Source organism: Novibacillus thermophilus, assembly GCF_002005165.1.
GTDB classification, from domain to species: Bacteria; Bacillota; Bacilli; order Thermoactinomycetales; family Novibacillaceae; genus Novibacillus; species Novibacillus thermophilus.
Map to the genome: position 1 here is coordinate 2003588 of NZ_CP019699.1, position 21865 is coordinate 2025452.

General features: G+C 53.8%; 26 protein-coding genes and 1 riboswitch. Of the genes, 20 read left to right on the forward strand and 6 right to left on the reverse strand.

Annotation, left to right across the window (positions count from 1 at the left end; all coding sequences use genetic code 11):
* Nucleotides 1-25: 25 nt before the first annotated feature.
* A complete protein-coding gene (locus B0W44_RS09980) occupies nucleotides 26-1201 on the reverse strand; it encodes a TraB/GumN family protein (RefSeq protein ID WP_077719909.1) in 1176 nt (391 codons plus the stop codon).
* A 102-nt stretch (nucleotides 1202-1303) separates the two neighbouring features.
* Nucleotides 1304-1412, forward strand: a riboswitch (TPP riboswitch).
* A 73-nt stretch (nucleotides 1413-1485) separates the two neighbouring features.
* Here B0W44_RS09980 and tenA point away from each other — a divergent pair.
* Nucleotides 1486-2166, forward strand: a complete 681-nt coding sequence (gene tenA, locus B0W44_RS09985) for a thiaminase II (protein ID WP_077719910.1) — start codon at nucleotides 1486-1488, stop codon at nucleotides 2164-2166.
* A 70-nt stretch (nucleotides 2167-2236) separates the two neighbouring features.
* Here tenA and B0W44_RS09990 read toward each other — a convergent pair whose 3' ends face one another.
* Entirely contained in the window at nucleotides 2237-2527 is a 291-nt protein-coding gene (locus B0W44_RS09990; protein WP_077719911.1) for a hypothetical protein, read from the reverse strand.
* 219 nt (nucleotides 2528-2746) lie between these two features.
* On the opposite strand from B0W44_RS09990, the gene B0W44_RS18145 reads away from it, so the two are divergent.
* The 3 genes from B0W44_RS18145 (at nucleotide 2747) to B0W44_RS10000 (ending at nucleotide 4848) form a co-directional block, all read left to right on the forward strand.
* The gene (locus B0W44_RS18145) at nucleotides 2747-2914 is read left to right on the forward strand and encodes a hypothetical protein (RefSeq protein WP_169835518.1); all 168 of its coding nucleotides are present in this window, start codon (nucleotides 2747-2749) and stop codon (nucleotides 2912-2914) included.
* 104 nt (nucleotides 2915-3018) lie between these two features.
* On the forward strand, nucleotides 3019-3999 hold the full coding sequence (locus B0W44_RS09995) for a 2-hydroxyacid dehydrogenase (RefSeq protein WP_077719912.1): 981 nt from the start codon (nucleotides 3019-3021) through the stop codon (nucleotides 3997-3999).
* 27 nt (nucleotides 4000-4026) lie between these two features.
* Nucleotides 4027-4848: a M55 family metallopeptidase gene (locus B0W44_RS10000; RefSeq protein ID WP_077719913.1), complete on the forward strand. Its 822-nt coding sequence runs from the start codon at nucleotides 4027-4029 to the stop codon at nucleotides 4846-4848.
* 64 nt (nucleotides 4849-4912) lie between these two features.
* Here the strand turns inward: B0W44_RS10000 and B0W44_RS10005 are convergent, their stop codons facing one another.
* A complete protein-coding gene (locus tag B0W44_RS10005) occupies nucleotides 4913-6463 on the reverse strand; it encodes a Na+/H+ antiporter NhaC family protein (RefSeq protein WP_077719914.1) in 1551 nt (516 codons plus the stop codon).
* A 157-nt stretch (nucleotides 6464-6620) separates the two neighbouring features.
* Here B0W44_RS10005 and B0W44_RS10010 point away from each other — a divergent pair, with 157 nt between their 5' ends.
* From B0W44_RS10010 to nagA, 9 genes are all read left to right on the forward strand, one after another.
* Complete coding sequence (locus B0W44_RS10010; RefSeq protein WP_149026978.1) at nucleotides 6621-7829, forward strand: M20 family metallopeptidase; 1209 nt, start codon at nucleotides 6621-6623, stop codon at nucleotides 7827-7829.
* A 161-nt stretch (nucleotides 7830-7990) separates the two neighbouring features.
* Nucleotides 7991-8419, forward strand: coding sequence for a CoA-binding protein (locus tag B0W44_RS10015; protein ID WP_077721335.1), 429 nt, complete (start codon nucleotides 7991-7993; stop codon nucleotides 8417-8419).
* An 85-nt stretch (nucleotides 8420-8504) separates the two neighbouring features.
* Nucleotides 8505-8690, forward strand: a complete 186-nt coding sequence (locus tag B0W44_RS10020; RefSeq protein WP_077719916.1) for a hypothetical protein — start codon at nucleotides 8505-8507, stop codon at nucleotides 8688-8690.
* A 66-nt stretch (nucleotides 8691-8756) separates the two neighbouring features.
* The gene (locus B0W44_RS10025; RefSeq protein ID WP_169835519.1) at nucleotides 8757-9590 is read left to right on the forward strand and encodes a DUF1444 family protein; all 834 of its coding nucleotides are present in this window, start codon (nucleotides 8757-8759) and stop codon (nucleotides 9588-9590) included.
* 37 nt (nucleotides 9591-9627) lie between these two features.
* The gene (locus B0W44_RS18150) at nucleotides 9628-9804 is read left to right on the forward strand and encodes a hypothetical protein (protein WP_169835520.1); all 177 of its coding nucleotides are present in this window, start codon (nucleotides 9628-9630) and stop codon (nucleotides 9802-9804) included.
* A gap of 17 nt (nucleotides 9805-9821) precedes the next feature.
* The gene (gene sppA / locus B0W44_RS10030) at nucleotides 9822-10610 is read left to right on the forward strand and encodes a signal peptide peptidase SppA (protein ID WP_169835521.1); all 789 of its coding nucleotides are present in this window, start codon (nucleotides 9822-9824) and stop codon (nucleotides 10608-10610) included.
* A gap of 356 nt (nucleotides 10611-10966) precedes the next feature.
* The gene (locus tag B0W44_RS10035) at nucleotides 10967-11437 is read left to right on the forward strand and encodes a low molecular weight protein-tyrosine-phosphatase (protein WP_077719919.1); all 471 of its coding nucleotides are present in this window, start codon (nucleotides 10967-10969) and stop codon (nucleotides 11435-11437) included.
* Nucleotides 11434-12303 carry a fructosamine kinase family protein gene (locus B0W44_RS10040; protein WP_077719920.1) on the forward strand — a complete coding sequence of 290 codons (870 nt, stop codon included), beginning with the start codon at nucleotides 11434-11436 and terminating at the stop codon, nucleotides 12301-12303. The genes B0W44_RS10035 and B0W44_RS10040 overlap by 4 nt, the downstream gene beginning before the upstream one ends.
* A 256-nt stretch (nucleotides 12304-12559) precedes the next feature.
* Nucleotides 12560-13738 carry an N-acetylglucosamine-6-phosphate deacetylase gene (gene nagA, locus B0W44_RS10045; RefSeq protein ID WP_077719921.1) on the forward strand — a complete coding sequence of 393 codons (1179 nt, stop codon included), beginning with the start codon at nucleotides 12560-12562 and terminating at the stop codon, nucleotides 13736-13738.
* Between the two features lie 73 nt (nucleotides 13739-13811).
* On the opposite strand, the gene B0W44_RS18820 is transcribed toward nagA, so the two are convergent.
* The 3 genes from B0W44_RS18820 to B0W44_RS10055 form a co-directional block, all read right to left on the reverse strand.
* On the reverse strand, nucleotides 13812-14033 hold the full coding sequence (locus B0W44_RS18820) for an isocitrate/isopropylmalate family dehydrogenase (RefSeq protein ID WP_250637966.1): 222 nt from the start codon (nucleotides 14031-14033) through the stop codon (nucleotides 13812-13814).
* Nucleotides 14024-14896 (reverse strand): isocitrate/isopropylmalate family dehydrogenase, encoded by an 873-nt coding sequence (locus B0W44_RS10050; protein WP_250637967.1) that lies wholly within the window; start codon nucleotides 14894-14896, stop codon nucleotides 14024-14026. Before B0W44_RS10050 ends, B0W44_RS18820 begins: the two co-directional genes overlap by 10 nt.
* A gap of 190 nt (nucleotides 14897-15086) precedes the next feature.
* Nucleotides 15087-15296, reverse strand: coding sequence for a hypothetical protein (locus tag B0W44_RS10055; RefSeq protein WP_077719922.1), 210 nt, complete (start codon nucleotides 15294-15296; stop codon nucleotides 15087-15089).
* A gap of 105 nt (nucleotides 15297-15401) precedes the next feature.
* Between B0W44_RS10055 and B0W44_RS10060 the strand changes: the two genes are divergently transcribed.
* The 7 genes from B0W44_RS10060 (at nucleotide 15402) to ccpA (ending at nucleotide 21777) form a co-directional block, all read left to right on the forward strand.
* On the forward strand, nucleotides 15402-15818 hold the full coding sequence (locus tag B0W44_RS10060) for a DUF948 domain-containing protein (RefSeq protein WP_077719923.1): 417 nt from the start codon (nucleotides 15402-15404) through the stop codon (nucleotides 15816-15818).
* On the forward strand, nucleotides 15818-16186 hold the full coding sequence (locus B0W44_RS10065; RefSeq protein WP_077719924.1) for a YtxH domain-containing protein: 369 nt from the start codon (nucleotides 15818-15820) through the stop codon (nucleotides 16184-16186). The genes B0W44_RS10060 and B0W44_RS10065 overlap by 1 nt, the downstream gene beginning before the upstream one ends.
* Before the next feature lie 84 nt (nucleotides 16187-16270).
* Entirely contained in the window at nucleotides 16271-17806 is a 1536-nt protein-coding gene (locus tag B0W44_RS10070) for a carboxypeptidase M32 (protein WP_228440957.1), read from the forward strand.
* A 239-nt stretch (nucleotides 17807-18045) separates the two neighbouring features.
* The gene (locus tag B0W44_RS10075; protein WP_077719926.1) at nucleotides 18046-18585 is read left to right on the forward strand and encodes an RNA polymerase sigma factor; all 540 of its coding nucleotides are present in this window, start codon (nucleotides 18046-18048) and stop codon (nucleotides 18583-18585) included.
* Nucleotides 18586-18616: 31 nt separating this feature from the next.
* Nucleotides 18617-19360, forward strand: coding sequence for an anti-sigma factor family protein (locus B0W44_RS10080; RefSeq protein WP_169835522.1), 744 nt, complete (start codon nucleotides 18617-18619; stop codon nucleotides 19358-19360).
* 79 nt (nucleotides 19361-19439) lie between these two features.
* Nucleotides 19440-20531, forward strand: coding sequence for a bifunctional 3-deoxy-7-phosphoheptulonate synthase/chorismate mutase (locus tag B0W44_RS10085; RefSeq protein WP_077719928.1), 1092 nt, complete (start codon nucleotides 19440-19442; stop codon nucleotides 20529-20531).
* A gap of 232 nt (nucleotides 20532-20763) precedes the next feature.
* The gene (gene ccpA, locus B0W44_RS10090; protein WP_077719929.1) at nucleotides 20764-21777 is read left to right on the forward strand and encodes a catabolite control protein A; all 1014 of its coding nucleotides are present in this window, start codon (nucleotides 20764-20766) and stop codon (nucleotides 21775-21777) included.
* Nucleotides 21778-21865: the final 88 nt, after the last annotated feature.

Sequence of the window (21865 nt, forward strand, 5' to 3'; positions counted from 1 at the left end):
CATCCTCAACTCTCCAGTACAGTACTCATGATAAGTTGTCGATGAATAAACGGACGACGTCCGCTCCGCCGACAAACGTCCCCAGTGAACTTCCCAAATTGGCCAGTACGACCACTAACAGAATACGCGTCACCTTATTGTGCCAAAAACCTTTCACACTAAACACATCTTCGGAAAGTTTCTCGAAGTCGGCTACACTCGGTCGCTGCACGAAAGCTTGCGCAATGCCGGCAAACCACCCCGCTGCCAACAGGGGGTTTAACGACGTGATGGGAGCAGCGACAAACGCCGTCAAAATGGCAAGGGGGTGTCCTAACGCCAGGGCCGATCCAATGGCCGAGAGAGATCCGTTCCACAACACCCAACTCACCGTTTGCTGATATCCCGCCTCCGGATTCGTGAAAAACGTGTAGGCGATTGCAGCAAGAATGAGAAGGGGAATGGACCAGGCGACGATTTTGGGCCATGTTGGTTTAGGCGGGATTTGGCTCAGGTGGGCTAAATCGTGTTCCTTGTGGATCTCCCGCTTAATGCCGGGAACGTGGGCGGCTCCCACGACCGCGACGACTTTTTCCCCAGGGGCCTCTTTTATTTTTTGAGCCAAGTACTGGTCTCTTTCATCAATGAGCGGCACTTTCAACTTGGGGAACGTGGCGGTGAATTCGTGGAGAATGGCGTTAATCGCATCTTGCGACTTCATCTTTTCTAGTTCTTCTTCCGAGATGCTCTCCGTATTAAAAATGCTGGCGATCATTTGCGAAAGAAGTTTTACCTTTCCCCAAAATCCGATGCTGTGCCAAATGCGGGCAAACGTAATTTGTATGTTTCGGTCCGCGAGGACGAGGTTGGCCCCGGTCGTTTTTGCCGATTCGATCCCCTGTACCATCTCCTGGCCGGCCTGAATGCCGAACTGCTTGGCGATTCGTTTTTGAAAAGAAGAAATGGCCAAATTGACGAGCATCAGCGATGCTTTCTTTTCCTTAATCACCTTGAAAATGTCCGTTTCTTTCCACTTATTCCCTTTCACTAACGACTCATACCGCTGTTTGTCCAATTCAATGCAGACCGAATCGGGCCTTTCGGCCTCAATGACGTCTTTCACTTGTTCGGCACTGTGTTTCGACACGTGGGCCGTTCCGATCAGGATGTATTCCTTGCCCTGTAACTGTATTCGCGTGATGGTTTCGTTTGTTTCAGCCATAGTGTCCTTCCTTTTTTCTCGTCAGTCTTCCTTCATTATACAACAATTCATAAGATTGACATCCTCAAGGAACGTGATATGATGAAATCGTCATACAACATTCATTTCCGCTAGGGGCGCCTTGTATGAGGCTGAGATTAAAGCACAAGCTTTAAGACCCTTGGAACCTGATCTGGCTCGTACCAGCGGAGGGAAGTGGAGACGTTGTTTCATTTGGGACAAACGTGCGTCTTTCAAAACTTTCCTCCTCACAAGCCGGACACGAGAGCGAGGAGGATTTTTTTATGCGGTTTTCTGAGACGCTGCGCGACGCAGCCAAGACAAGTTGGGAGAAAAGTTTGAACCACCCGTTTGTGTTAGGGATTGTGCGCGGAGACTTGCCGTTGGAGACGTTCAGGTTTTACGTTTTGCAGGATATTTACTACTTGAAACACTTCGGGAAAGTTCACGCGATGGGGGCTGCGCAAGCGGACGACTTCCGGGTGACGTCACTGTTGGCGGGAAAAGCGAAACTGACGGCAGAGGCGGAGTTGACCGTGCATCGGGAACACGCCGAAGTACTGAACATTACGGATGACGACCTCGCCCAGTTTCGGCCGGCACCGACGGCTTACGCTTACACATCCCATTTGTACCGGGCCGCACTGTCTGGCCGGCTGGGGGATACGGTTGCCGCTCTGCTGCCGTGTTATTGGTTGTACGGAGAGATTGGACGCAAGTACCGCGATGCAACACCGAAGGAGCCCGTCTATCAAAATTGGATCAAAACGTATGCCAGCGACTGGTTCCAAACGTCGGTCCAGGAACAAATCGACCTTTTGGACCGCATTGCCAAAGACGCGAGTGAGAAGGAACGGCGCAGTATGAAAGAGCAATTTGTCATGGCCAGCGAATACGAACTTGCATTCTGGGAGATGGCCTATACGCAGGAAGCGTGGCCGTCCAATGAAACCATTTCTCAATGAATTTGGCTACCAATGAGTAGAGCGTCCTCTGAGGAGGACGCTCTGATTCGTTCAGGGGAGATGTATAAGGTTAGAAAGGTCCCCTGAACGGTCCGCCAAAGGGTCCGCCGAACGGACCGAAAAAGGGTCCGACAAACGGTCCGAAGAACGGCGGGTACGGTGGAAACAGTGGAATCCCTAATCCAAATCCGAACGGGAACAGATTCGTTTCGGCATACGGCTGCTGCTGAGTGTTGTACCACGGTTGTTCATAGCCTTGAACAGCGCCATGACCTGGATACTGCTGAACGTGAATTCCTTCATCGCGGTACGGTTCACTGGAATATTCCGGCTGCTGGTTGTCGGATACCGATGAGCTCACGTGTCAACCCTCCCTCGGTGTTCTTTTGCCCATGATAGCCTATGCAAAAGAACAACAAGGGAAACTTGTCATAAACGAAAAGTCAAAACGTAAAGATGGAAGTGGGACGAATGATTTCGACGACATAGGACATTCGTCGCATTTTTTTTAGGAAAATTAGAGGATTATTGACAAAGGTGTAGAAGACATAACAGGTAAGGGAGAAAGAGGGGGGAGTTCGTGTTAAAAATTGCGTTGTTGTGCCTTTTGTTTTTATCTCTGTTATTCTTCTTAATCGACCAGAGAAAGGGGTATCCGTGCGTCGATCCGGAAGAGGAACGGCGTTTTGACACGTGCGATGACGAATGGGGACATTTCGCAGTCTCTGCCGTCGTTCCCGACGAGTAGAAGCGGCATGCCTTCGGGTATTCCTCTTTTTTTGCAGGATTTTGGCCGTGTAAGGCGAATAGTGACCGTACGCCTTCCTATTACCACCGCTGGAGGTGATCTTGATGGGAAAACCGAAGGTGTTTCTAACCCGGGAACTTCCGTCACCCGTGATGGCATTTTTAAAAGAGCATACAGAGCTCTCGTACAATGCAGAAGACCGGGTGTTAAAAAAACAGGAAATCATCGAAGGTGTGCAGGGAAAGGCAGGACTGATTTCACTCGTCACGGACACGATTGACAGGGAGGTCATCGAAGCGGCGCCGGACTTGAAGGTGATCAGCAACTACGCAGTCGGATTCAACAATATCGATGTGGAAGCGGCGACAGAACACAACATTGCCGTGACGAACACCCCGGGGGTGTTGACAGAGACGACGGCTGACCTGGCGTGGGCGCTCTTGATGACCGTTGCCCGCCGCGTTGTGGAAGGCGACGTGTACACGCGGTCCGGGCAATGGGAGAATTGGGCACCGCAGCTCTTTCTCGGCAGCGATGTACACGGGGCCACGTTGGGCATTGTCGGCATGGGACGCATCGGACAAGCGGTAGCGCGGCGGGCGAGGGGGTTTGAGATGGACGTCCTCTACTACAGCCGGACGCGGTTACCTCTGGAGCAAGAACGGAGCCTGAACGCCGAATACGTCACCAAAGAAGAGTTGTTACAGCGAGCCGATTACATCTCCATCCATGTGCCGTACACGGAAGGGACGCACCACTTCATCGGCGAAAGGGAGTTGAAGCTGATGAAGGAAACGGCCTACTTGATTAACACCGCCCGCGGACCGATCGTGGACGAAAAAGCCCTGGTCCACGCCTTGGAACACGGCGTCATTGCCGGTGCCGGGCTGGACGTGTACGAACGCGAACCCCAGCTGGAACCTGGGTTGAAAGATCTGTCCAACGTCGTTCTGTTGCCGCACATCGGAAGTGCTTCAGTGAAAACCCGGACGAACATGGGGATGATGGCGGCCCAAAATGTATTGGCTGTGTTAACGGGCAGACCGTGCGAGAACGTCGTCAATCAAGCGGGGCTGCACCAATAGCTGTTTTAAATAGGAGGTTGACAGACGATGAAACTATTTGTGTCGGTGGACATGGAAGGGATCACGGGCCTTGTCGATCAGACCTTTGTCGATTCAAGCCAACGCCACTACACCCGCGGCCAGCAGTTGATGACCGATGAGGCGAATCACATCGTCGAGGCGGCGTTCAACGTAGGGTGCGGCGAAGTGATCGTCAACGACAGCCATTCTAAAATGAACAACGTGTTGATTGAGAAACTTCATCCGGAAGCGAAACTCATTTCCGGCGATGTGAAGCCGTTTTCGATGATGCAGGGGCTTGACGACAGCTTTGACGCCGCCATATTCGCCGGTTACCACGCCAGGGCGGCGATGAGGGGCATCTTGAGCCACACGATGATTTTCGGCGTTCGCCACGTGTTCGTCGACGGTGTCGCCGTCGGAGAATTCGGCTTAAACGCTTATTTGGCAGGCTATTACGGCGTTCCAGTCATTATGGTGGCGGGTGACGACGAGATCGCCAAAGAAGCGGAAACGCTCATTCCCGGGATTACGACCGCTGTTGTGAAGGAGTGCATTTCCCGGACGGCGGCATGCTGCCTGACCCCGCAAAAAAGCGGAAAGCTGCTGCGGGAAAAAACGGCCCAGGCTTTGGCAAACAGGGATCGGGTCAAACCACTCGTACCGCCGGACAACCCGGTCCTCAAGATCGAGTTTGCCAATTACGGACAGGCGGAATGGGCCAATCTTCTGCCGGGAACGCACATCGAGGCAGGCAGCACCGTTACATACCAGGCGAACGACATGTTGGAAGCTTACCAGGCGATGATCGTGATGACGGAGTTAGCGATGAAAGCCGCGTTCAGTTAGTGGAACGAAAAGACCTCCAACGGCCTTTGGGGCGTCGTGGGAGGTGAAAAATTAGCCTTCGTGGTTATGCCGGGACGTCTAGGCCTTTGCTGTTGACTCCCCAAATTTTGCTGAAGGTGAAGACGAGAGCGAACATGGCGAGAATGCCGCTTGCGACAGACGCGAGGGCAGATCCCGTCAACCCGACGGTGAGAAACGCCACGATGCCGCTTAATCCGCCGGTGATGGCGTAGGGGAGCTGGGTATTTACGTGATCGATGTGGTCACAAGAAGAGCCGGCGGACGACAAGATCGTCGTGTCCGAAATCGGGGAGCAGTGGTCGCCGAAAATGCCTCCGCTGAGGACGGCGGCGATGGCCGGGAAGACGGAGACATCCATCGATACGGCCAACGGAATGGCGATAGGGATCATGATGGCAAACGTTCCGTAAGACGTCCCGGTTGTAAACGAAATCAACATGCCGACGGCGAACAGCAAGACGGGGATCAACTGCGGCGACGTCGTCTGCTCTGCGAGGCTGATGACGTATTCGGCTGTCCCCACTGCCTCCGTCACACTCCCGATGGACCACGCCAATGTCAAGATGATGTAGACGAGTGTCATGCCTTTAATGCCGCTGAAGTAGATGTCGATGGCTTTGCCGACGCTGAACATGTTTTGTCCAACCCCGAGGGCCAGCCCGACCATTCCCGCAACAAACGCTGCGAGCATGATCGAGACGGAGCCGTCCGCTTCACCGATGGCATTCACGAAGTCGTTCTCCGGAAAACCGCCTGTCCACAGGAACAGAGGGGGAATCAACCCTAGAAGCACGACAAGGGGGATCACCATGTTGCGCAACTTGGGCACAACGTTTTCCGGCGGCGTGGAATCGGTAATGTCTTGTGCCGACGGAAGTTTTGCCCCCTCGCGGAAAAGGGCGCCGGTCGTCCGCGCCCGTTTCTCGGCTGCGGCCATCGGGCCAAATTCTAGCTTCGTCAAGACCGTGAGGGCGACGAGCAGCAGAGCGAGGATCGCGTAAAAATTAAAAGGAATCGTTTTGAGATAGGCCAGGTACGCAGATTCGGAAATGCCGAGATCTGCAAACTGCGCTCCAATTAACCCCATCACGAAAACGACCCACGTAGACACAGGTGCCAGCAAACACATGGGGGCAGAAGTGGAATCGACGATGTACGCCAGTTTTTCCCGCGACACTTTCATTTTGTCCGTGACCGGGCGCATGACACTGCCGACGGTTAACGCGTTAAAGTAGTCCTCAAAGAAAATCGCGATCCCGAACAGCCAGGTCGATATCTGGGCGCCCCGGGGGGTTTTGACCCTTTTTGCAATCGCTTCGGCGATGGCGTGCGCTCCGCCCGTTTTTTGCAGCACGGCGATGAGGCCGCCGAAAAAAGCACCGTACAGAATGATCGTGGCACTCCACTCATCGCCAATACTCGGAATGATAAAATCTTTGAAACTGGCGAACACGCCCATGAGTGGGTTCCAATCGTTCACCATCGTCGCTCCGATCCACACGCCAACGAAGAGAGCCGGAATGACATTGCGCGTCATAAGAGCTAAAATAATAGCTAGAACCGGAGGCAGTAGGGAGAGAATGCCGAACTCCATAAAGCGCTTTCTCCTTTCTAGAAAAAATGAAAAAATTAAGCGATGATTCAAACTTTACTTCCTTTAAAGATATTATACATGAAGCGATATAATAAAACATTACGGAACCGTCATGCAGTGTTATGATAAAAGTGTGCCAGGAAAGGAGCGTTGGGACGTGAAAGATCGACTGTATGCCAGATTAGATGAACTCTACACGGAAATGGTGGACATCCGACGTTATTTGCATCAGTATCCCGAACTTTCATTCCAGGAAGTGAAGACGCCGGCATACGTTGCCGATTACCACCGCCGCCTCGGGCACGACGTGCGTACCGGAGTCGGCGAACGGGGTGTCGTCGCCGTTCTGCGCGGTGCCAAGCCGGGGAAGACTGTCGCGTTGCGCGCCGACTTTGACGCGCTGCCCATTCAAGAAGAAAACGACATCCCGTATCAATCGAAAGTAGACGGGGTGATGCACGCCTGCGGGCACGACGGACATACGGCGACGCTGCTCGTGTTGGCCAAAGTACTTAACTGCTTAAAAGAGGACCTTAAGGGCAATGTCGTCTTCATTCACCAGCATGCGGAGGAGCTTGCTCCTGGTGGCGCGATGGCGATGATCAAAGACGGCTGTCTCGAAGGTGTCGACGTCATCTTCGGCACTCACTTGTGGGCCACCACGCCTTACGGGACCATCCAGTACCGCATAGGTCCGTTTATGGCCGCTGCCGACCGATTTGAGATTGAGATTCGCGGACAGGGCGGGCACGGGGCCCAACCGCATCTGACGAAAGACGCTGTCGTCGTCGGATCGCAGCTCGTCATGAATCTGCAGCAACTCGTCAGCCGCCGCGTCGATCCGGTGGAGTCGGCTGTCGTGTCGGTCGGAAGTTTTGTCGCGGAGAACGCCTTTAACGTCATCTCCGGGTCGGCCCGGCTGGAAGGGACGGTTCGGACGTTTAACAGCGGCGTGCGGGACTTCATCGAACGCGAAATAGAGCGGATCGTCAACGGTACGTGCATGAGTGCGGACGCAGACTACCGCTACCAGTACGACAGGGGCTACCCCCCGGTCGTCAACCACCGGGAGGAGACCGAGCGGTTGGTCAAATCGGCATCTCGTGTCCCCGGAGTGGAAAACGTCGAAGAAGCGCCGCTGCAAATGGGGGCTGAAGATTTCGCCCACTACCTCCGTCACGTGAAAGGGACCTTTTTCTTTACGGGGGCGAGACATCCCGATTGGGAGGTTGCTTACCCGCATCACCATCCGAAGTTTAACATCGACGAGCGGGCGATGCTCGTGGCAGCGAAAACCCTCGGTGCCGTGACGCTCGACTACTTGCACAAGACGGCAGAAGGAGCCGAACTGACTGCCGAAACGTAACGGTTCAGTGGAATCTAGAGTGCGGCGTGAGCTGGCCTGTCATAACAGGTGCCGGTAACATGGGGATGGAAAAGCGCATCCCCGGGTCGTCCCGGTTCTGTCCAATTGCAGCCTCGGTGACAGACGAAGTCGGAGTGATTTTACAGAGGAGGTTGGTGAAGATGTACACGTTGCCGGATAAAGAGGTGCGGAAGCGGATATTGGAAGAGGCGAAGACGATTGCCGTCGTCGGGTTGTCGGCCAATCCGGAGCGTACGAGTCACATGATTGCCAAAGCTTTACAACAAAACGGGTACCGCATCATCCCGGTTAACCCGATGTTGACGGAACCGGTGTTGGGAGAACAACCGTACGCCAGTCTGGAGGACATTCCAGAAGCGGTGGACATCGTCGACGTGTTTCGCCGCAGTGAGTACACCCCGGAGATTGCAAAACAGGCGGTGAAGATCAAGGCAAAAGTTCTCTGGCTGCAAGAAGGCGTCTACAATGAAGAAGCGTACGAGTACGCCAGTAAACACGGGTTAACCGTCATCATGGACCACTGCATTAAAGTAGACCACGCGCTTCTCGTCAAAAAGGGCGCGCAATGAATCCCTGTTCCGTTATCACATTAGATCGGTGTCCAGGTTCCTTCTTCGTCTCTGTATGCTATAATGAAAGCACGAGGTGATGCAGGTGGAAACACTGAAGCTGTCGACTCTCGTCATGACGATCACCCCGGAATTATACAGTTTGTTGACGAAAGAAGAACTCGAAGCCGATGTGATGATTCAAGGTGACATTGACAAACTAAAACGAGAGGATGTCAACCGCATCATCGCCTCTGCCATTGAACAAAACGTATCCACTCCTTACCATTGACGGTGAGGAGTTTTGTATGTGCGGATTTCTCGAGGTGGGTGTGTTACAATAAACCGAGAAAGGGCGATGATGATGAAAAAGGATGAGGCAGACCTTCTAATGAAGGCCTTGCAGTCGGCTTTAGATCCCGAGGAGTGGGCGGTTCGACGTGACGGAAAACGGTGGTACATCGTATGTCAATCTGACAGCCGAAAGATGGAGCTGCCCGCACACGAGTTGAAAGACGAGTTGGACCGACTGGAAAAACAGGAAGAGAAAGACAAGGCCGTGCAGGCGTTCGTCTCCCGCGTCACCCGGGCTTTACCTGCCACAGAGCAATCGATCCGTTTGCGCGAACAACAACATATGATTTATCCGGTCATGCGCACTGCCGCTTTCCCGACAGGGGAGACGGCTGGAAAGCGTCTGTTAAAGCGGGAACATACAGCTGAATCGATCGTCCTGTACGCCCTGGATTTCGGAGAGAGTTATGTCCTCGTCAACGAAGAGATGGCCCGTGACGCCGAGGTGACAACAGACGAGGTTCACCACTGGGCCCTGCACAATGTGAAACAGCTGCCGAATGAACCGAAGTTGGATTTTGTCGCTGACAACCGGTTCTACTTTTTCAGTCACGATCACTATGCGGCCAGCCGCATTTTAAACGACAAGCTGCTCTACGACTTACAGAAAAAAATAACGGGCGAGATGATCGCCGCCATTCCGCATCAAGATGTGTTGATTGTCGCGGATGTACGCAATTCGGCCGGGTACGACGTGATCAGCCGACTGGCGATGAAGTTTTACGGCGAGGGGCACATTCCGATTACGCCGATGCCGTTGATGGTGGAAGAAAACCGGGAGCTGACCCCGATTTTTGTCATGCCGGAGACCATCAAGCAGAAAAAAACGTTTAAGTAAACGTAACGGTACCGCTAGATAGAGAGGAGCCTGATGTTTGAGTAGAAAAACGTGGATATGGTTGACAGTTGCCAGCGCTGTCGTGCTGGTGCTGTTAATCGGCGGCGCGATCGTCGCTGTCATGAATGTCAGCAGCACGTCAGGAGGCGGTGTTGCGACCCGTTGGGAAGAACACGTCGTGAAAGAAGGGGGACGGATCGCATACTGCTCCTGAACGTAGACGGGATGATCATGTCGAGCATAACCGGAACGACGCTGGGAGCCGCTGGCACCAGTTCTGACGAAATGCGCGCGAAACTGGATCAGGCGATGAAAGATAAGACGCTGAAGGGTATCGTCGTCCATGTCAATTCACCGGGCGGTGACGTCGTGGCCAGCGATGAAATTTACCGGAAACTGGTGCAAGTAAAGGAAGAAACGGGACTTCCCCTCGTGTTCTCCTTCGGGTCTACGGCTGCATCGGGCGGCTATTACATTGCCGCGGCAGCTGACCAGATCGTGAGCAACCCGATGACGATCACCGGCAGCATCGGCGTCATCATGTCCAGTTACAACTACAGCGAATTGGCGGACAAAGCCGGCGTCAGGGAAGTGATCATCAAAAGCGGCGAGATGAAAGACATGGGGTCCGGCATGCGCGACATGACAGACGAAGAGCGCGACGTCCTTCAAACGGTGGTCGACGAATCGTACGGCCGGTTTGTCGAAGTCGTCTCCACCGGCCGCGGCATGTCCGAAGACCGCGTGCGCGACTTGGCAGACGGCCGCATTTACACGGGACAGCAGGCGAAAGAGTTAGGGTTAGTCGACCAGTTGGGGACGCTGGAGGATGCGATTCAGACCGCGGAAGAATTGGCTGGCGTAACAGACGCGACAGTCGTCAGTTACAGCGAGCCGTTCAACTTGTCCTCCCTTTTCCGCATGACGGCTGAACAGCTAGCGGGAAGGAAACCGTTGTCTGTCGCCGAACTTTTGGAGGTCAATCCCCCGGGGCTCATGTATTTGTACACAACGGACTGAACGTCGTAGGCAAGAGCTCATCCCTGCTACCAGTTCCCTAGCTCTGGGCGATGAGGATCACGGTGAAGCGATAGTACGACTATCGCACCTGTCCGACTCCCCATTTTGTTCAAAAAGATGTCAAAAATAATGTCGACTATTGTCGACTGTTTGTGGTATAGTATAAGTGTAAACAAGATTGACCCTCTTGTTTACAAGGTAGATGCTACCACGCTTCTTAACTCCTTTAATCTTGACCCTCTTTACATGCTAATGGGCTGGACATGTCGTCCAGCCGCTTTTTTTTGCCATTGCAGTTCTAAATTAGTGTACACTGTGAGGGAGTCACTTCATCATGATCGGACGGAGGTTAGAGGATGATCTCGGTACTGTTTGTATGCTTAGGGAACATTTGCCGCTCTCCGATGGCGGAGGCTGTCTTTCGCCACAAAGTGAAGGAACAGGGCCTGGACCGGCATTTTACCATCGACTCAGCCGGGACGGGGAGCTGGCACATAGGTGAAAAGCCCCATCGGGGGACGCGTGAACTGCTCCGCCGCCATAAGATTGACTTCAGCGGCATCGTCGCCAGAAAGGTGAGTCAAGACGATCTCGCAACCTTTGACTACCTCATTGCGATGGACGACGACAACTTGGACGTTCTGAAAAAGATGGCGGGCAACCGGAAGACGGGAAAGGTCGCCAGGCTCCTCGACTTTGTTCCGGAGGTCAGCCGCTCGTCAGTCCCCGACCCGTACTACACCGGCAATTTCGACGAAGTGTACGATTTAATCGATAGAGGATGCGAACGGCTCCTCGCCTACATCAGGGAGAAGGAAGGAGTATGAAGCAAAAACTGGCCCGCATTTTGTGTGAGACGGGGGATTCGTCTCCGGTTACAGATGTGCGTCGAGTGTCGGGCGGGGACATCAGTGAGGCGTATCGCGTAGAGACGTTTGAAGGGACGTACTTCGTAAAGTACAACGAGAACGTGCCGGGCGATTTCTTCCAAAAAGAGGCAGAAGGGTTGCGTTTGTTAAAAGAGACCGGGGCGTTGCGCGTTCCTGACGTGTACGGTTACAGCCGCGGCCGTTCACCCGCACAAGGGTTCATCGTGTTGGAGTGGATCGAAGGACGGACAAGCCGTCACACAGAGGAACAATTGGGCAGGGGGTTGGCGTCGCTGCACAGCTCCCATCACGACTGTTACGGACTGGAGGCGGACAATTACATTGGCAGACTGCCCCAGCCGAACGGGTGGTTTAACGACTGGGTGGATTTTTTCAGGGAGAAGCGCCTCGGGGCGCAAGTGCAACTGGCGGAGGAGCGGGGCGCGCTCCCGCCGTCCAGGCGAGACAAACTGGACCGTTTGCTCGCTTCCTTGGAGCGGTGGCTGCCGCGGTACGGACAGCCATCGCTTCTCCACGGCGACTTGTGGAGCGGGAACTGGATCGCGGGCCCCGAAGGGGAACCGTACCTCATCGACCCCGCTGTCTTCTACGGGGAGCGGGAGTTTGAACTGGCCTTCACCGAGTTGTTCGGCGGCTTTTCACCGCGATTTTACGAAGCGTACAACGAGGTTTCCCCCCTTTCCGGCAGTTACGAAGAGCGAAAACCCTTGTATCAACTGTACTACTTGCTCGTGCACCTGACTTTGTTCGGTGAAACGTACGGCCCTTCCGTCGACCGGGTGTTGGCGTATTACGTCGGATAAAGTTCACTGTTTGAAGGTATGGTATAGACCACATCAGAATATTTGATACAATAGGCATGAGGCTTTCTATCACTGAATGCCAATGGAGGCCCTTTACCGCCAGCAGGCATTTATGCCCCACACCAATACTGTACCAGCAGGCCTTCAGACATCCCCCTTACCCAATACACTCTATATGTGCCGATGCCATCAGAGCGGCAGCACGTACTGAGGGTTAGGATTCTGGCGGAAGCTCGACGGAAGGAGAATCGAAGGAATGGTAGCGGACGCACAAACAGTTTTGCGAGGACGCATCGTATTGGAGGACGGAATTCTGGAAGACGGCATCGTCGCCTTTCGAGGGGAGACGATCCAATATGTCGGACCGCCTTTGACAGAGTACACCCAGTCGGATGATCTGGTTCAGACGGACGGATACATATGGCCCGGGCTGATCGACCTTCACGTTCACGGAGCGGGAGGCTGTGATGTGATGGACGCCACCCCGGACGCCATCGAGACGATTTCCCGCACCTTGGGGCGTTACGGAGTGACTGGATTTTTGGCCACGACGGTAACAGGTGAGAAGCGACAGTTGGAGCGGGCGATGGAGAATGTGGTCCAGCAGGCCCCGTATGTGCAAAACGGGGCAGAAGTGCTGGGCATTCACTTGGAAGGACCGTGGATTTGCCCGGAGCGGTGCGGCGCGCAAAACCCGGAGTTCATCGTCGATCCGGAGCCGGAAGATGCTGAATGGGCCATGCAGCACTCTGAAGGGACGTTGCGCATCGTGACCATTGCCCCTGAGCGGCCGGGAGCGATGGAGACGATACGGGCGCTGGTAGATAAAGGTGTTATCGTCTCCGTCGGTCATTCGGACGCCACATACGAAGAAACCGTCGCGGCTGCGGAGGCAGGGGCGACCCATTTGACTCACTGTTTCAACGGAATGCGCGGCCTGCACCACCGTGAACCAGGTGTCGTCGGCGCCGGGCTGGAGGACGACAGATTCTGCCTCGAACTGATTGCCGACGGCTACCACGTACATCCTGGCGCCATCCGATTGTTGCTGAAGGCGAAGGGGCCGGACGGCGTGATGCTCATCTCTGACGGCATGCGGGCCGTCGGCATGCCGGAAGGAGAGTACGAACTAGGTGGCCTGCCGGTCATCAGTGACGGTGAAACGGTTCGGCTGGAAAACGGGGCCCTCGCCGGCAGCTTGCTGACGTTAGACGCGGCAGTGCGGAACGTCGTGGAGTACGGCAAGGCGCCGTTGTACCAAGCGGTCAAAATGGCGTCGTTGACGCCGGCGAAACGCATCGGTGTCGACGGGGAGATGGGGAGCATCCGCGAAGGGAAGCTGGCCGACCTCGTCGTCGTCGACGAGCAGTGCCGCGTCCAGCGCGTCTGGAGCAAAGGAAAGGAAATTTATACAGGAAACGATCAGACAAAATAAGACCGGAGGAACTCCTGCCTCCTCCGGTCAAAAAGACGATACTGTATGTCAAGTTCGTCGTCCGCTACTCGTCTTAAAACCCTTCAATCGTACTCCAAACGTCCAGTTTCGTCTGCACTTTGGAAATGATCTCGTCGGTGAACTCGGTCGTCGTCGCACTGCCGCCCAAGTCTGCCGTGCGCGTCCCTTCCTTGACGGATTCAATCGTCGCTTCGTAAATGGCGCGGGATGCAGTAATAGCCTTTTTGTCGTTAAAGTAGGTCAACAGAGAAGCGGCGGCTAAAATCATCGCCATCGGGTTGGCGATGTTTTTGCCGAAGAGACTCGGGGCCGTCCCGTGGGGGCTTCAGCCATGACGACGTGGGGGTTCAGTTCGTCGTCGAAACTGATGAGCATCGATTCCGCTCCGGCTATGGAACCGAACAACTGCAGCACCATGTCACTGAGGCAGTCTCCGTCGCGGTTTAACGCCGGGATGACCAGCGGATCGCCGTGGTTGTTGAGGAGCAGGGCGTACGTGGCGTCGATGAGCTGGGGATCGTAAGGAACATCAGGGTAACGCTCGCTCGCCCGGTCCATCTCCTCTTTTAACATCCCCTCGTAAACGGGACTGACCGTGTACTTGGGACCGCCGAACACTTTGGCATTCATTTTTTTCGCGTGGCGAAACGCGTACTCCGCCACAGCGCGACACGTTTTGCGGTCGATCACTTCTGTTCGGCAGGCGATTTCGTCATCCCCTTCCCCGTCGCGCCACTCTTTTGCGCCGTAGGCATCGCCGACCGCCATGCGGATGACGGAGATGGGGGCGTACGTCCCGCCGACAGGGCGAATACCCGGAATGCGCCGTCCGGTGCGGACGATTACTTTTCCGTCGATTTCCCGGCGCAGTATGGCGTTGGGGCTGCCCACGTCATCGCCTGCTTCCGGTGTAATCGTCGCCGCCTTAATGCCGAAACCGTACGTTTTCATCGCCTGGGCTGCTTCGTGTACGACCTCGTTGTCAGTGCGCCGCCTGTTCTCGAGACTGAGGTCGTACTCTTCAAACGTTATGTCGAACCCGATCACGTCAGGCTGCAAGATGCGCATCGCTTCTTCCAAAAGTTCTTGTCCCGTTTGGTCACCCTTCATCACGACCACGGTTTTCGTATCTCTCATCTGATTCATCTCCTCGGGAAGTTCGTTCCGCCCCTTATTATAACGGGAAATGTTGGGTTTGAGTACAGTTTACCACGTTTCGTCCCCTTTCAGTTGTGTGAGGCGAAATTTCTGCCCGAAGCGCTCCTCATGACGATGATCAATTCCATCACGAACGCACATCGAATCGACACCCCCGTTCAGTCCCACCCTATGGGAGCAGCAGCTCGTAAATCACGCGGTCGTCAGCATCTTTTGCATAAATTTTACGGTTCATTTGCTGGTGGTCGATGCACCAGCCGTAGATGCGCAAAGCGGTACGGAGCACCTGAGCGTAAGACGTGGCGTCTGTCTGTTCCTTTAACCGCTCGAGCTCTTTCATCGCATTTGGCGAAAATTCGATTTGTATCTTTTTTCCCACGGGAAATCCTCCTTTACCAACTCAGTTTTGATATCATATTATGGAGGATAGGTGAAAGTGTGTGTCACTTGCGGAAGTGGATCGTAAGGCGAAGGAGGTGCTTGATTGGTCGTAGAGATCAGCGTGGCGGTGATCGCGGTCGCCTTTGTCGTACTCGTCGCATACATCGTAAGAGTCCTTAAAACATTCCAGGAAACACTGCAATCCGTCAACAAAACAGTAGAGCGCATCGACGGAGACTGGGAGATGATTCGCGAGCAGTCTGTCGATTTGCTGCAGGAGACGAAGGCGCTCGCAGCAGACTTGAATCAGAAGAGCCGACAGCTGGACAGTTTGTTCGTGTCCGTGAAAGATGTGGGGAACAGTGTCAACCAAGTGTCGTCGGCTGTGGCGAGACAGGCGGAACGCCATCGGGAACAGTTGGGAAATTTGTTGGCGATTACCAGTTTCGGGCTGGAGACGTGGCAGAAGTGGAAAGAAATGAAAAGACGCGAACCATCACCTCAAAAGGAGGATGCGTAATGGCGAACAACGGAAAAGATTTTTGGTGTGGGACGATCGTCGGCGGCCTGATTGGGGCGGCTGCCGCCTTGCTGCTGGCACCGAAGGCAGGGCGCGACGCCCGTTCCGACCTCAACCGCCAGTGGGTGACCGTGAAAGACAAGACCCAGGAAGTCGGACGCACTGTGAAGCACAAGGCAAAAGAAGTCGGGCAAACCGTGAGAGAACAGTCTGGTGACATCGTGGAAAAAATAGTGTACCCGAAGGGCGATTCTGGAGAAGAGATGCAAGAGGCCGTGTCCGACATGGCGGAAGTGGTGGAAGGGGCGGTCAAGGACACTGTGGCCCAAATCGAAAAAGAGAGCGAAGAAGAACGCGAACGCAAGTAGACGCTTCTTCAATCCCATGGAACGCCACGCTTTCGTCCATGGGACCTTTTATTCTCACACCATACGAAAGAGGAGGATCCTTTGTTGAGCAAAAGACAAGATACGATCAACGGGTTTCAGGCCCTTTTGGAAAAAATGTCGCACTACCAGGAGGCGCTGGCACTCATCGCCTGGGATCTGCGCACGGGCGCCCCGAAGAAAGGGGTAGAACGGCGGGCTAAAGTCATCGGGACGCTGTCTGGAGAGCTGTTTTCCATGCAGACGTCTGACGAGATGGCGGGGTATTTAGATGCCCTGCAAGAGGCTGACAGCCAAACGCCTTTGGATAAAGTGTTAAGGCGTTCCGTGGAAAAGGCGCGAAAAGAATTCGACAAATACCGCAAAATTCCGAAAGATATGTACCGGGAATACGTAGAGCTCCAATCCATCGCGGAGTCGGTGTGGGAAGAAGCGAAGCCGGCCGCCGACTTCAAAAAGTTCGAACCGTATTTGGAAAAAATCGTCCGCTTCAACATCGAATTCGCCGAGTTGTGGGGTTACGAGGAAAACCGTTACGACGCTTTGCTCGATCAGTACGAGCCTGGTGTTCCCGTTTCTAAGATCGACGGCGTCTTTGCCCAGTTGAGGGAAAACATCGTCCGTCTGTTAGAAGCCGTTCAAGCTTCTCCCCACCAACCGGACACCTCGTTTATTGGACAGACGTTTCCGGTCGAAGGGCAGCGCGCCATCGGCCGCTACATACTGGAAGAGATGGGGTACGACTTTGACGCCGGGCGCCTGGACGTGACGGTACACCCGTTTGCCATTTCTTTGAACCCGGGAGACGTGCGGGTGACGACGAAATACGACACCCGCGACTTCCGCACGGCGCTGTTCGGCACGATCCACGAAGGAGGGCACGCCCTGTACGAGCAAAACATTTCCAAAGACCTCCTCGGCACGCCACTGTGTACTGGGACATCCATGGGCATTCACGAATCCCAGTCCCTATTCTGGGAGAACTTCATCGGCAGGAGTTACGCCTTTTGGTCCCACTATTACGACAAATTGGTGGAACAGTTTCCCGAGCAGCTGAAGTCGGTGGACTTGGACGCGTTTTACAGGGGGATCAACGTGGTGAAGCCGTCCCTCATCCGCATTGAGGCCGATGAACTGACGTATGCTCTGCACATCATGGTCCGCTACGAAATTGAGAAGGGCCTGATAAACGAGGAGATTCGCGTATCCGACTTGCCTGAGATATGGAACGACAAGATGCAGGAGTACTTAGGCGTCGTGCCGTCCCACGACGGGGAAGGGGTTTTACAGGACGTGCACTGGTCTGGCGGTTCGTTCGGCTATTTCCCGTCGTACGCCCTCGGCTACATTTACGCCGCCCAGTTTCTGCACAAACTGGGGAAGGACCTCCCCGATTACGAACGATCGGTGGCAGAAGGGGACTTGTCCCCCGTGAAGGCGTGGCTTGCAGAGCATATTCACCGTCACGGTGCGATGTACGACCCGCGGGACCTGCTGCGGCGTGTAACAGGAGAAGATCTGGACGCACGCCACCTGGTCGCTTATTTGGAACAGAAGTACCGGGACGTGTACCGCATTCCAAATGAAGATAGCGAAGGTTAAGGAATTGTCCCAATAGCCTCACGCCCCCACCCGGCCGGGTGGGGGTTTTAACATGTCGAAAAACGTCACTTGTCAAAGGAATGACAGTCTGTTAATAATGGAACTGAAACAACACGTCAATATTCAGCGTTAAGTAGGACGAGTGGGATTGATCATTCCGCAAGTTCATACATAATAGATTGTTTAGTTGATGGAATACGTTGGGTCATCATCTTTTTTCATTCATTTAGGAGGTTCTTATGAAATCCGAAAAGTCGGCACTTTTATATCCGAAAGCTGTGACGGATGAATTTATGGAGCGGATACAACAACACAGTCGCTATCTGTACAATATCGCTTACCGCTTGACAGGAAATACAGAGGACGCGAAAGATTTAACCCAGGAAACGATGTGGCAGGCACACTGCAAATCACACAAGTACGTGTATGAAAAGTCCTTGAAAGCCTGGTTGAGAACGATGATGACGAACCGCTTCCGCGATCAGAAGCGGAAGAAAAGTTTAAAACTGGTGGCACTGGAAGACGCGTTCATCGTCTCCAACCCGACGTCTTCTCACATGCAATCAGTGGAAGAACAAGTGGAACAACGCATCATGTTGGACAAAGTGAAGGAAGAGATCGCGAAACTCCCGGACATATACAAACGGGTCATCGTGCTGCGCCATTTTGAAGGATTGACGTACGCCGAAATTAGCGAGCAATTGGACATTCCCGAAGGGACGGTGAAAACACAGCTATTCCGCGCCCGCCGGATGTTGAGAGACCGTATGGCTGAATAACGTCGTGCTCCAGTAGAAAAGGATGAACCGCATGTCTTGCCGAGAATACGACCATTACATACAACTGTACGTCGATCAGGAAATTAGCGAAGCAGATCGGCGTAAGCTGTTGGAACACACAAGGACTTGCCCTGCGTGTCGACGTGAATTGAAAGAGATGGTCGCCCTCGTCTCGTCTATGGAAGACGTTCAGCAGGAAATTCGAAAAGAAGCGCCCTTCCAGTTTAACGGGCTATTTAAATGGGTGGCGGTCTGCACCGTGGCGGTCTCGTTCGCTTACCTGGTCATCCCCTTTACAAAGCAGTCCCTTTTTGTAAAGGACGATCCCATTCCAGTTCAGCCGATGCAACATTCTGTTTTAGTGCTGGCTGGTCAGGAAGAGACGCTGCACATTCCACAGGACGACTCTATCCGCATTGTGCACCCTGAACAGTGGAGTGAAGAACTGTACAAGTCCGAGGCGGCTCTCGTCTATCCCAGTGCGTACTCGTTCCTTTTGGAAAAGAGCCGGCCGTGGAGCGACTACACGAAGCGTTTCGTATTCGTTCGCGTCCCCGACGAACAAACGTTGGCATCACTGCTCACTTACATCGGGACGAAGGTGGAAAGTTTGAAAGGGTTAAGCGATATCCAGTACCCCACCTCGATCATGATTAACCTTGACGAAACAATCGAGTACGAGACATTCGCCTTTCCAGAGAAAGAACGGGACATCTCCAACCTGTTTGAGCGCATATCCAGCGAACCGTCTGTTTCCGAGCCGCGGTTGCACTAATTTTGTCTCATTTTGGGGTAGCCAACCAGGGGAAACGTAAGCTATAATGACAGAAAGCTTACGGGAGGGTTTGCACCATATGGCGCACGACAGGTTGGAAGAACTGAGGAAAGAATTAGATAAGCTCAACTTGGACATATTGGACGCGATCACGAAACGCGCCACCATCGTACAGGAAATCGGGAAGGTTAAGGCGAAGCAGGGGATAGACAAGTTCGACCCCATCCGCGAGAAAAAAATGCTGGACGAATTAGTGGCCAAAAACAACGGACCGTTTGACGACAACACGGTACGTTATTTATTTAAACAGATTTTTAAAGCGTCACTGGAGTTGCAGCAAAACGATCAGAAAAAAGTGTTGCTAGTGAGCCGCAAAGAGCATACTGAGGACACCGTGGTCAAGGTCGGAGGCGAAGAAGTCGGAAATGGCCACAACATGATGATTGCCGGTCCCTGTTCCGTCGAAAGTGAGGAGCAAGTGCGCGAAGTGGCGAAGTCGCTCAAGCGCATGGGGGTCCCGTTTTTGCGGGGCGGAGCATTTAAACCGCGTACGTCCCCGTACGATTTCCAGGGTCTCGGTGAGAAAGGCTTAAAGATATTGCGCAAAGTGGCGGACGAATTCGGATTGAAGATCGTCAGCGAGATCGTCTCCCCGGAACACGTCTCGTTTGCGACGGACTACGTGGACGTCATCCAGATCGGCGCCCGCAACATGCAAAACTTCGAACTGTTGAAACGGGTCGGAACAGTGTCGACACCCGTGCTGTTGAAGCGGGGGATGTCGGCGACGATTGAAGAGTTCATGTTCGCTGCCGAGTACATCGTGTCACAAGGCAACAGGCAAGTGATGCTGTGTGAGCGGGGCATTCGCACTTACGAAAAAGCGACGCGCAATACGCTGGACATCTCGGCCGTGCCAATCTTAAAACAGGAAACACACTTGCCGGTCATCGTGGACATCACCCACTCCACAGGGCGGCGGGACATCTTGCTCCCTATCGCCAAGTCAGCCCTCGCAGCAGGGGCGGACGGCATCATGGTGGAAGTGCACCCCGAGCCGGCTGTCGCCCTTTCCGATGCGAAGCAGCAAATCAACATTCCCCAGTTCGAACAGTTGACGCAGGCACTGTACGACTCCGGTCTCTTGCACATGCCGACGAAAGTGTCTTAAAATGGGAAAACTCCCCATGTCCTTTCAATGTTGCAGCAGAGAGGCGCGAAAGGGGATTGAATCGAACAGTCCCCTTTTCGCCGCCAGTAGATTTTCATATTTTTTTCACAAAGTATTGAAAGGAAATGAATAGGAAATGATAGAATTAAGTCAGTGTAACTGAAATAGCTTACAAACAACATGTGTTGTGTTGTATATGAATGAAAACGAATGAAAATGGAGAGAGCGCATTATGCCAGTCACCATTTACGATGTGGCCCGTGAAGCCGGCGTCTCCATGGCCACCGTCTCACGGGTTGTCAACCAAAATCCAAACGTCAAACCGACAACGCGAAAAAAAGTGCTGGACGCCATCGAACGGTTAGGGTACCGGCCGAACGCCGTGGCCCGCGGATTGGCCAGCAAAAAGACGACGACCGTCGGAGTCGTCATTCCCGACATATCCGGTTCGTTCTTTGCCGAAGTCGCTCGGGGGATTGAAGACATTGCCAACATGTACAATTACAACATCATCCTGTGCAATTCCGACGAACAAAAAGAGAAAGAGCTGCGCCTTATCAATACATTGCTCGAAAAGCAAGTGGACGGGCTGTTATTTATGGGAAACGAGGTGACCGAAGACCATAAAGAAGCGTTCGGTACCGCTTCGGTTCCAATCGTCCTGACGGCGACGTACGACGACGAGAACCGCTGGCCCTCCGTCAACATCGACAACAAACAGGCCGCAGTGGATGCGACGACATTGCTCCTCGACGAAGGACACCGACACGTCGCCCTCATTACCGGCCCGCTCACCCACCCGGTCAACGGCTTTCCCCGTTACCAAGGTTACCGGGAGGCCTTGGAAGCAAAAGGAGTACCTTTTGACGAGAAATACGTTCGTGTTGGGGATTACCGCTATCAGTCAGGGATGGAGGCGATGCGGGAGCTGTTGGCACTGGACGAGCCGCCCACTGCCGTATTTGCCGCCAGTGACGAGATGGCCGTCGGCGTCATCCACGCCGTACAAGATGCGGGAAAACGTGTACCTGAAGACATATCTGTCATCGGCTTCGACAACATTAACATTTCGTCGATGGTGCGTCCGCTGCTGAGCACGATTGCCCAACCGATGTACGACATTGGCGCCGTCTCGATGCGGTTGCTCACCAAACTGATGAATAAAGAAGAAGTGGAAGACCCCCACGTCATTTTGCAACACGAGCTCGTCTTGCGTCAGTCGACCAAAACCCAAGCGGGCGAGTAAACCGTTACGGGTGAAGGTGAGACGAGACGGAGTTTGGTGCGGGACTGATCGGAAGATCAAGGGGAAGAGTGGAGAGAGTGAAGAGGCA

Bases quoted from the DNA above. Each gene is read 5' to 3' on its own strand.
- B0W44_RS10065 (WP_077719924.1), top strand. From the start codon at position 15,818: ATGGCGAACAACGGAAAAGATTTTTGGTGTGGGACGATCGTCGGCGGC.
- B0W44_RS10025 (WP_169835519.1), top strand. From the start codon at position 8,757: ATGATGATGAAAAAGGATGAGGCAGACCTTCTAATGAAGGCCTTGCAG.
- B0W44_RS10050 (WP_250637967.1), bottom strand. From the start codon at position 14,896: ATGAGAGATACGAAAACCGTGGTCGTGATGAAGGGTGACCAAACGGGA.
- B0W44_RS10080 (WP_169835522.1), top strand. From the start codon at position 18,617: ATGTCTTGCCGAGAATACGACCATTACATACAACTGTACGTCGATCAG.
- B0W44_RS10035 (WP_077719919.1), top strand. From the start codon at position 10,967: ATGATCTCGGTACTGTTTGTATGCTTAGGGAACATTTGCCGCTCTCCG.
- B0W44_RS10075 (WP_077719926.1), top strand. From the start codon at position 18,046: ATGAAATCCGAAAAGTCGGCACTTTTATATCCGAAAGCTGTGACGGAT.
- B0W44_RS09995 (WP_077719912.1), top strand. From the start codon at position 3,019: ATGGGAAAACCGAAGGTGTTTCTAACCCGGGAACTTCCGTCACCCGTG.
- nagA (WP_077719921.1), top strand. From the start codon at position 12,560: ATGGTAGCGGACGCACAAACAGTTTTGCGAGGACGCATCGTATTGGAG.
- ccpA (WP_077719929.1), top strand. From the start codon at position 20,764: ATGCCAGTCACCATTTACGATGTGGCCCGTGAAGCCGGCGTCTCCATG.
- B0W44_RS10005 (WP_077719914.1), bottom strand. From the start codon at position 6,463: ATGGAGTTCGGCATTCTCTCCCTACTGCCTCCGGTTCTAGCTATTATT.
- B0W44_RS10040 (WP_077719920.1), top strand. From the start codon at position 11,434: ATGAAGCAAAAACTGGCCCGCATTTTGTGTGAGACGGGGGATTCGTCT.
- B0W44_RS18820 (WP_250637966.1), bottom strand. From the start codon at position 14,033: ATGGCGATGATTTTAGCCGCCGCTTCTCTGTTGACCTACTTTAACGAC.
- B0W44_RS10085 (WP_077719928.1), top strand. From the start codon at position 19,440: ATGGCGCACGACAGGTTGGAAGAACTGAGGAAAGAATTAGATAAGCTC.
- sppA (WP_169835521.1), top strand. From the start codon at position 9,822: ATGTCGAGCATAACCGGAACGACGCTGGGAGCCGCTGGCACCAGTTCT.
- B0W44_RS09980 (WP_077719909.1), bottom strand. From the start codon at position 1,201: ATGGCTGAAACAAACGAAACCATCACGCGAATACAGTTACAGGGCAAG.
- B0W44_RS10015 (WP_077721335.1), top strand. From the start codon at position 7,991: ATGTACACGTTGCCGGATAAAGAGGTGCGGAAGCGGATATTGGAAGAG.
- tenA (WP_077719910.1), top strand. From the start codon at position 1,486: ATGCGGTTTTCTGAGACGCTGCGCGACGCAGCCAAGACAAGTTGGGAG.
- B0W44_RS10000 (WP_077719913.1), top strand. From the start codon at position 4,027: ATGAAACTATTTGTGTCGGTGGACATGGAAGGGATCACGGGCCTTGTC.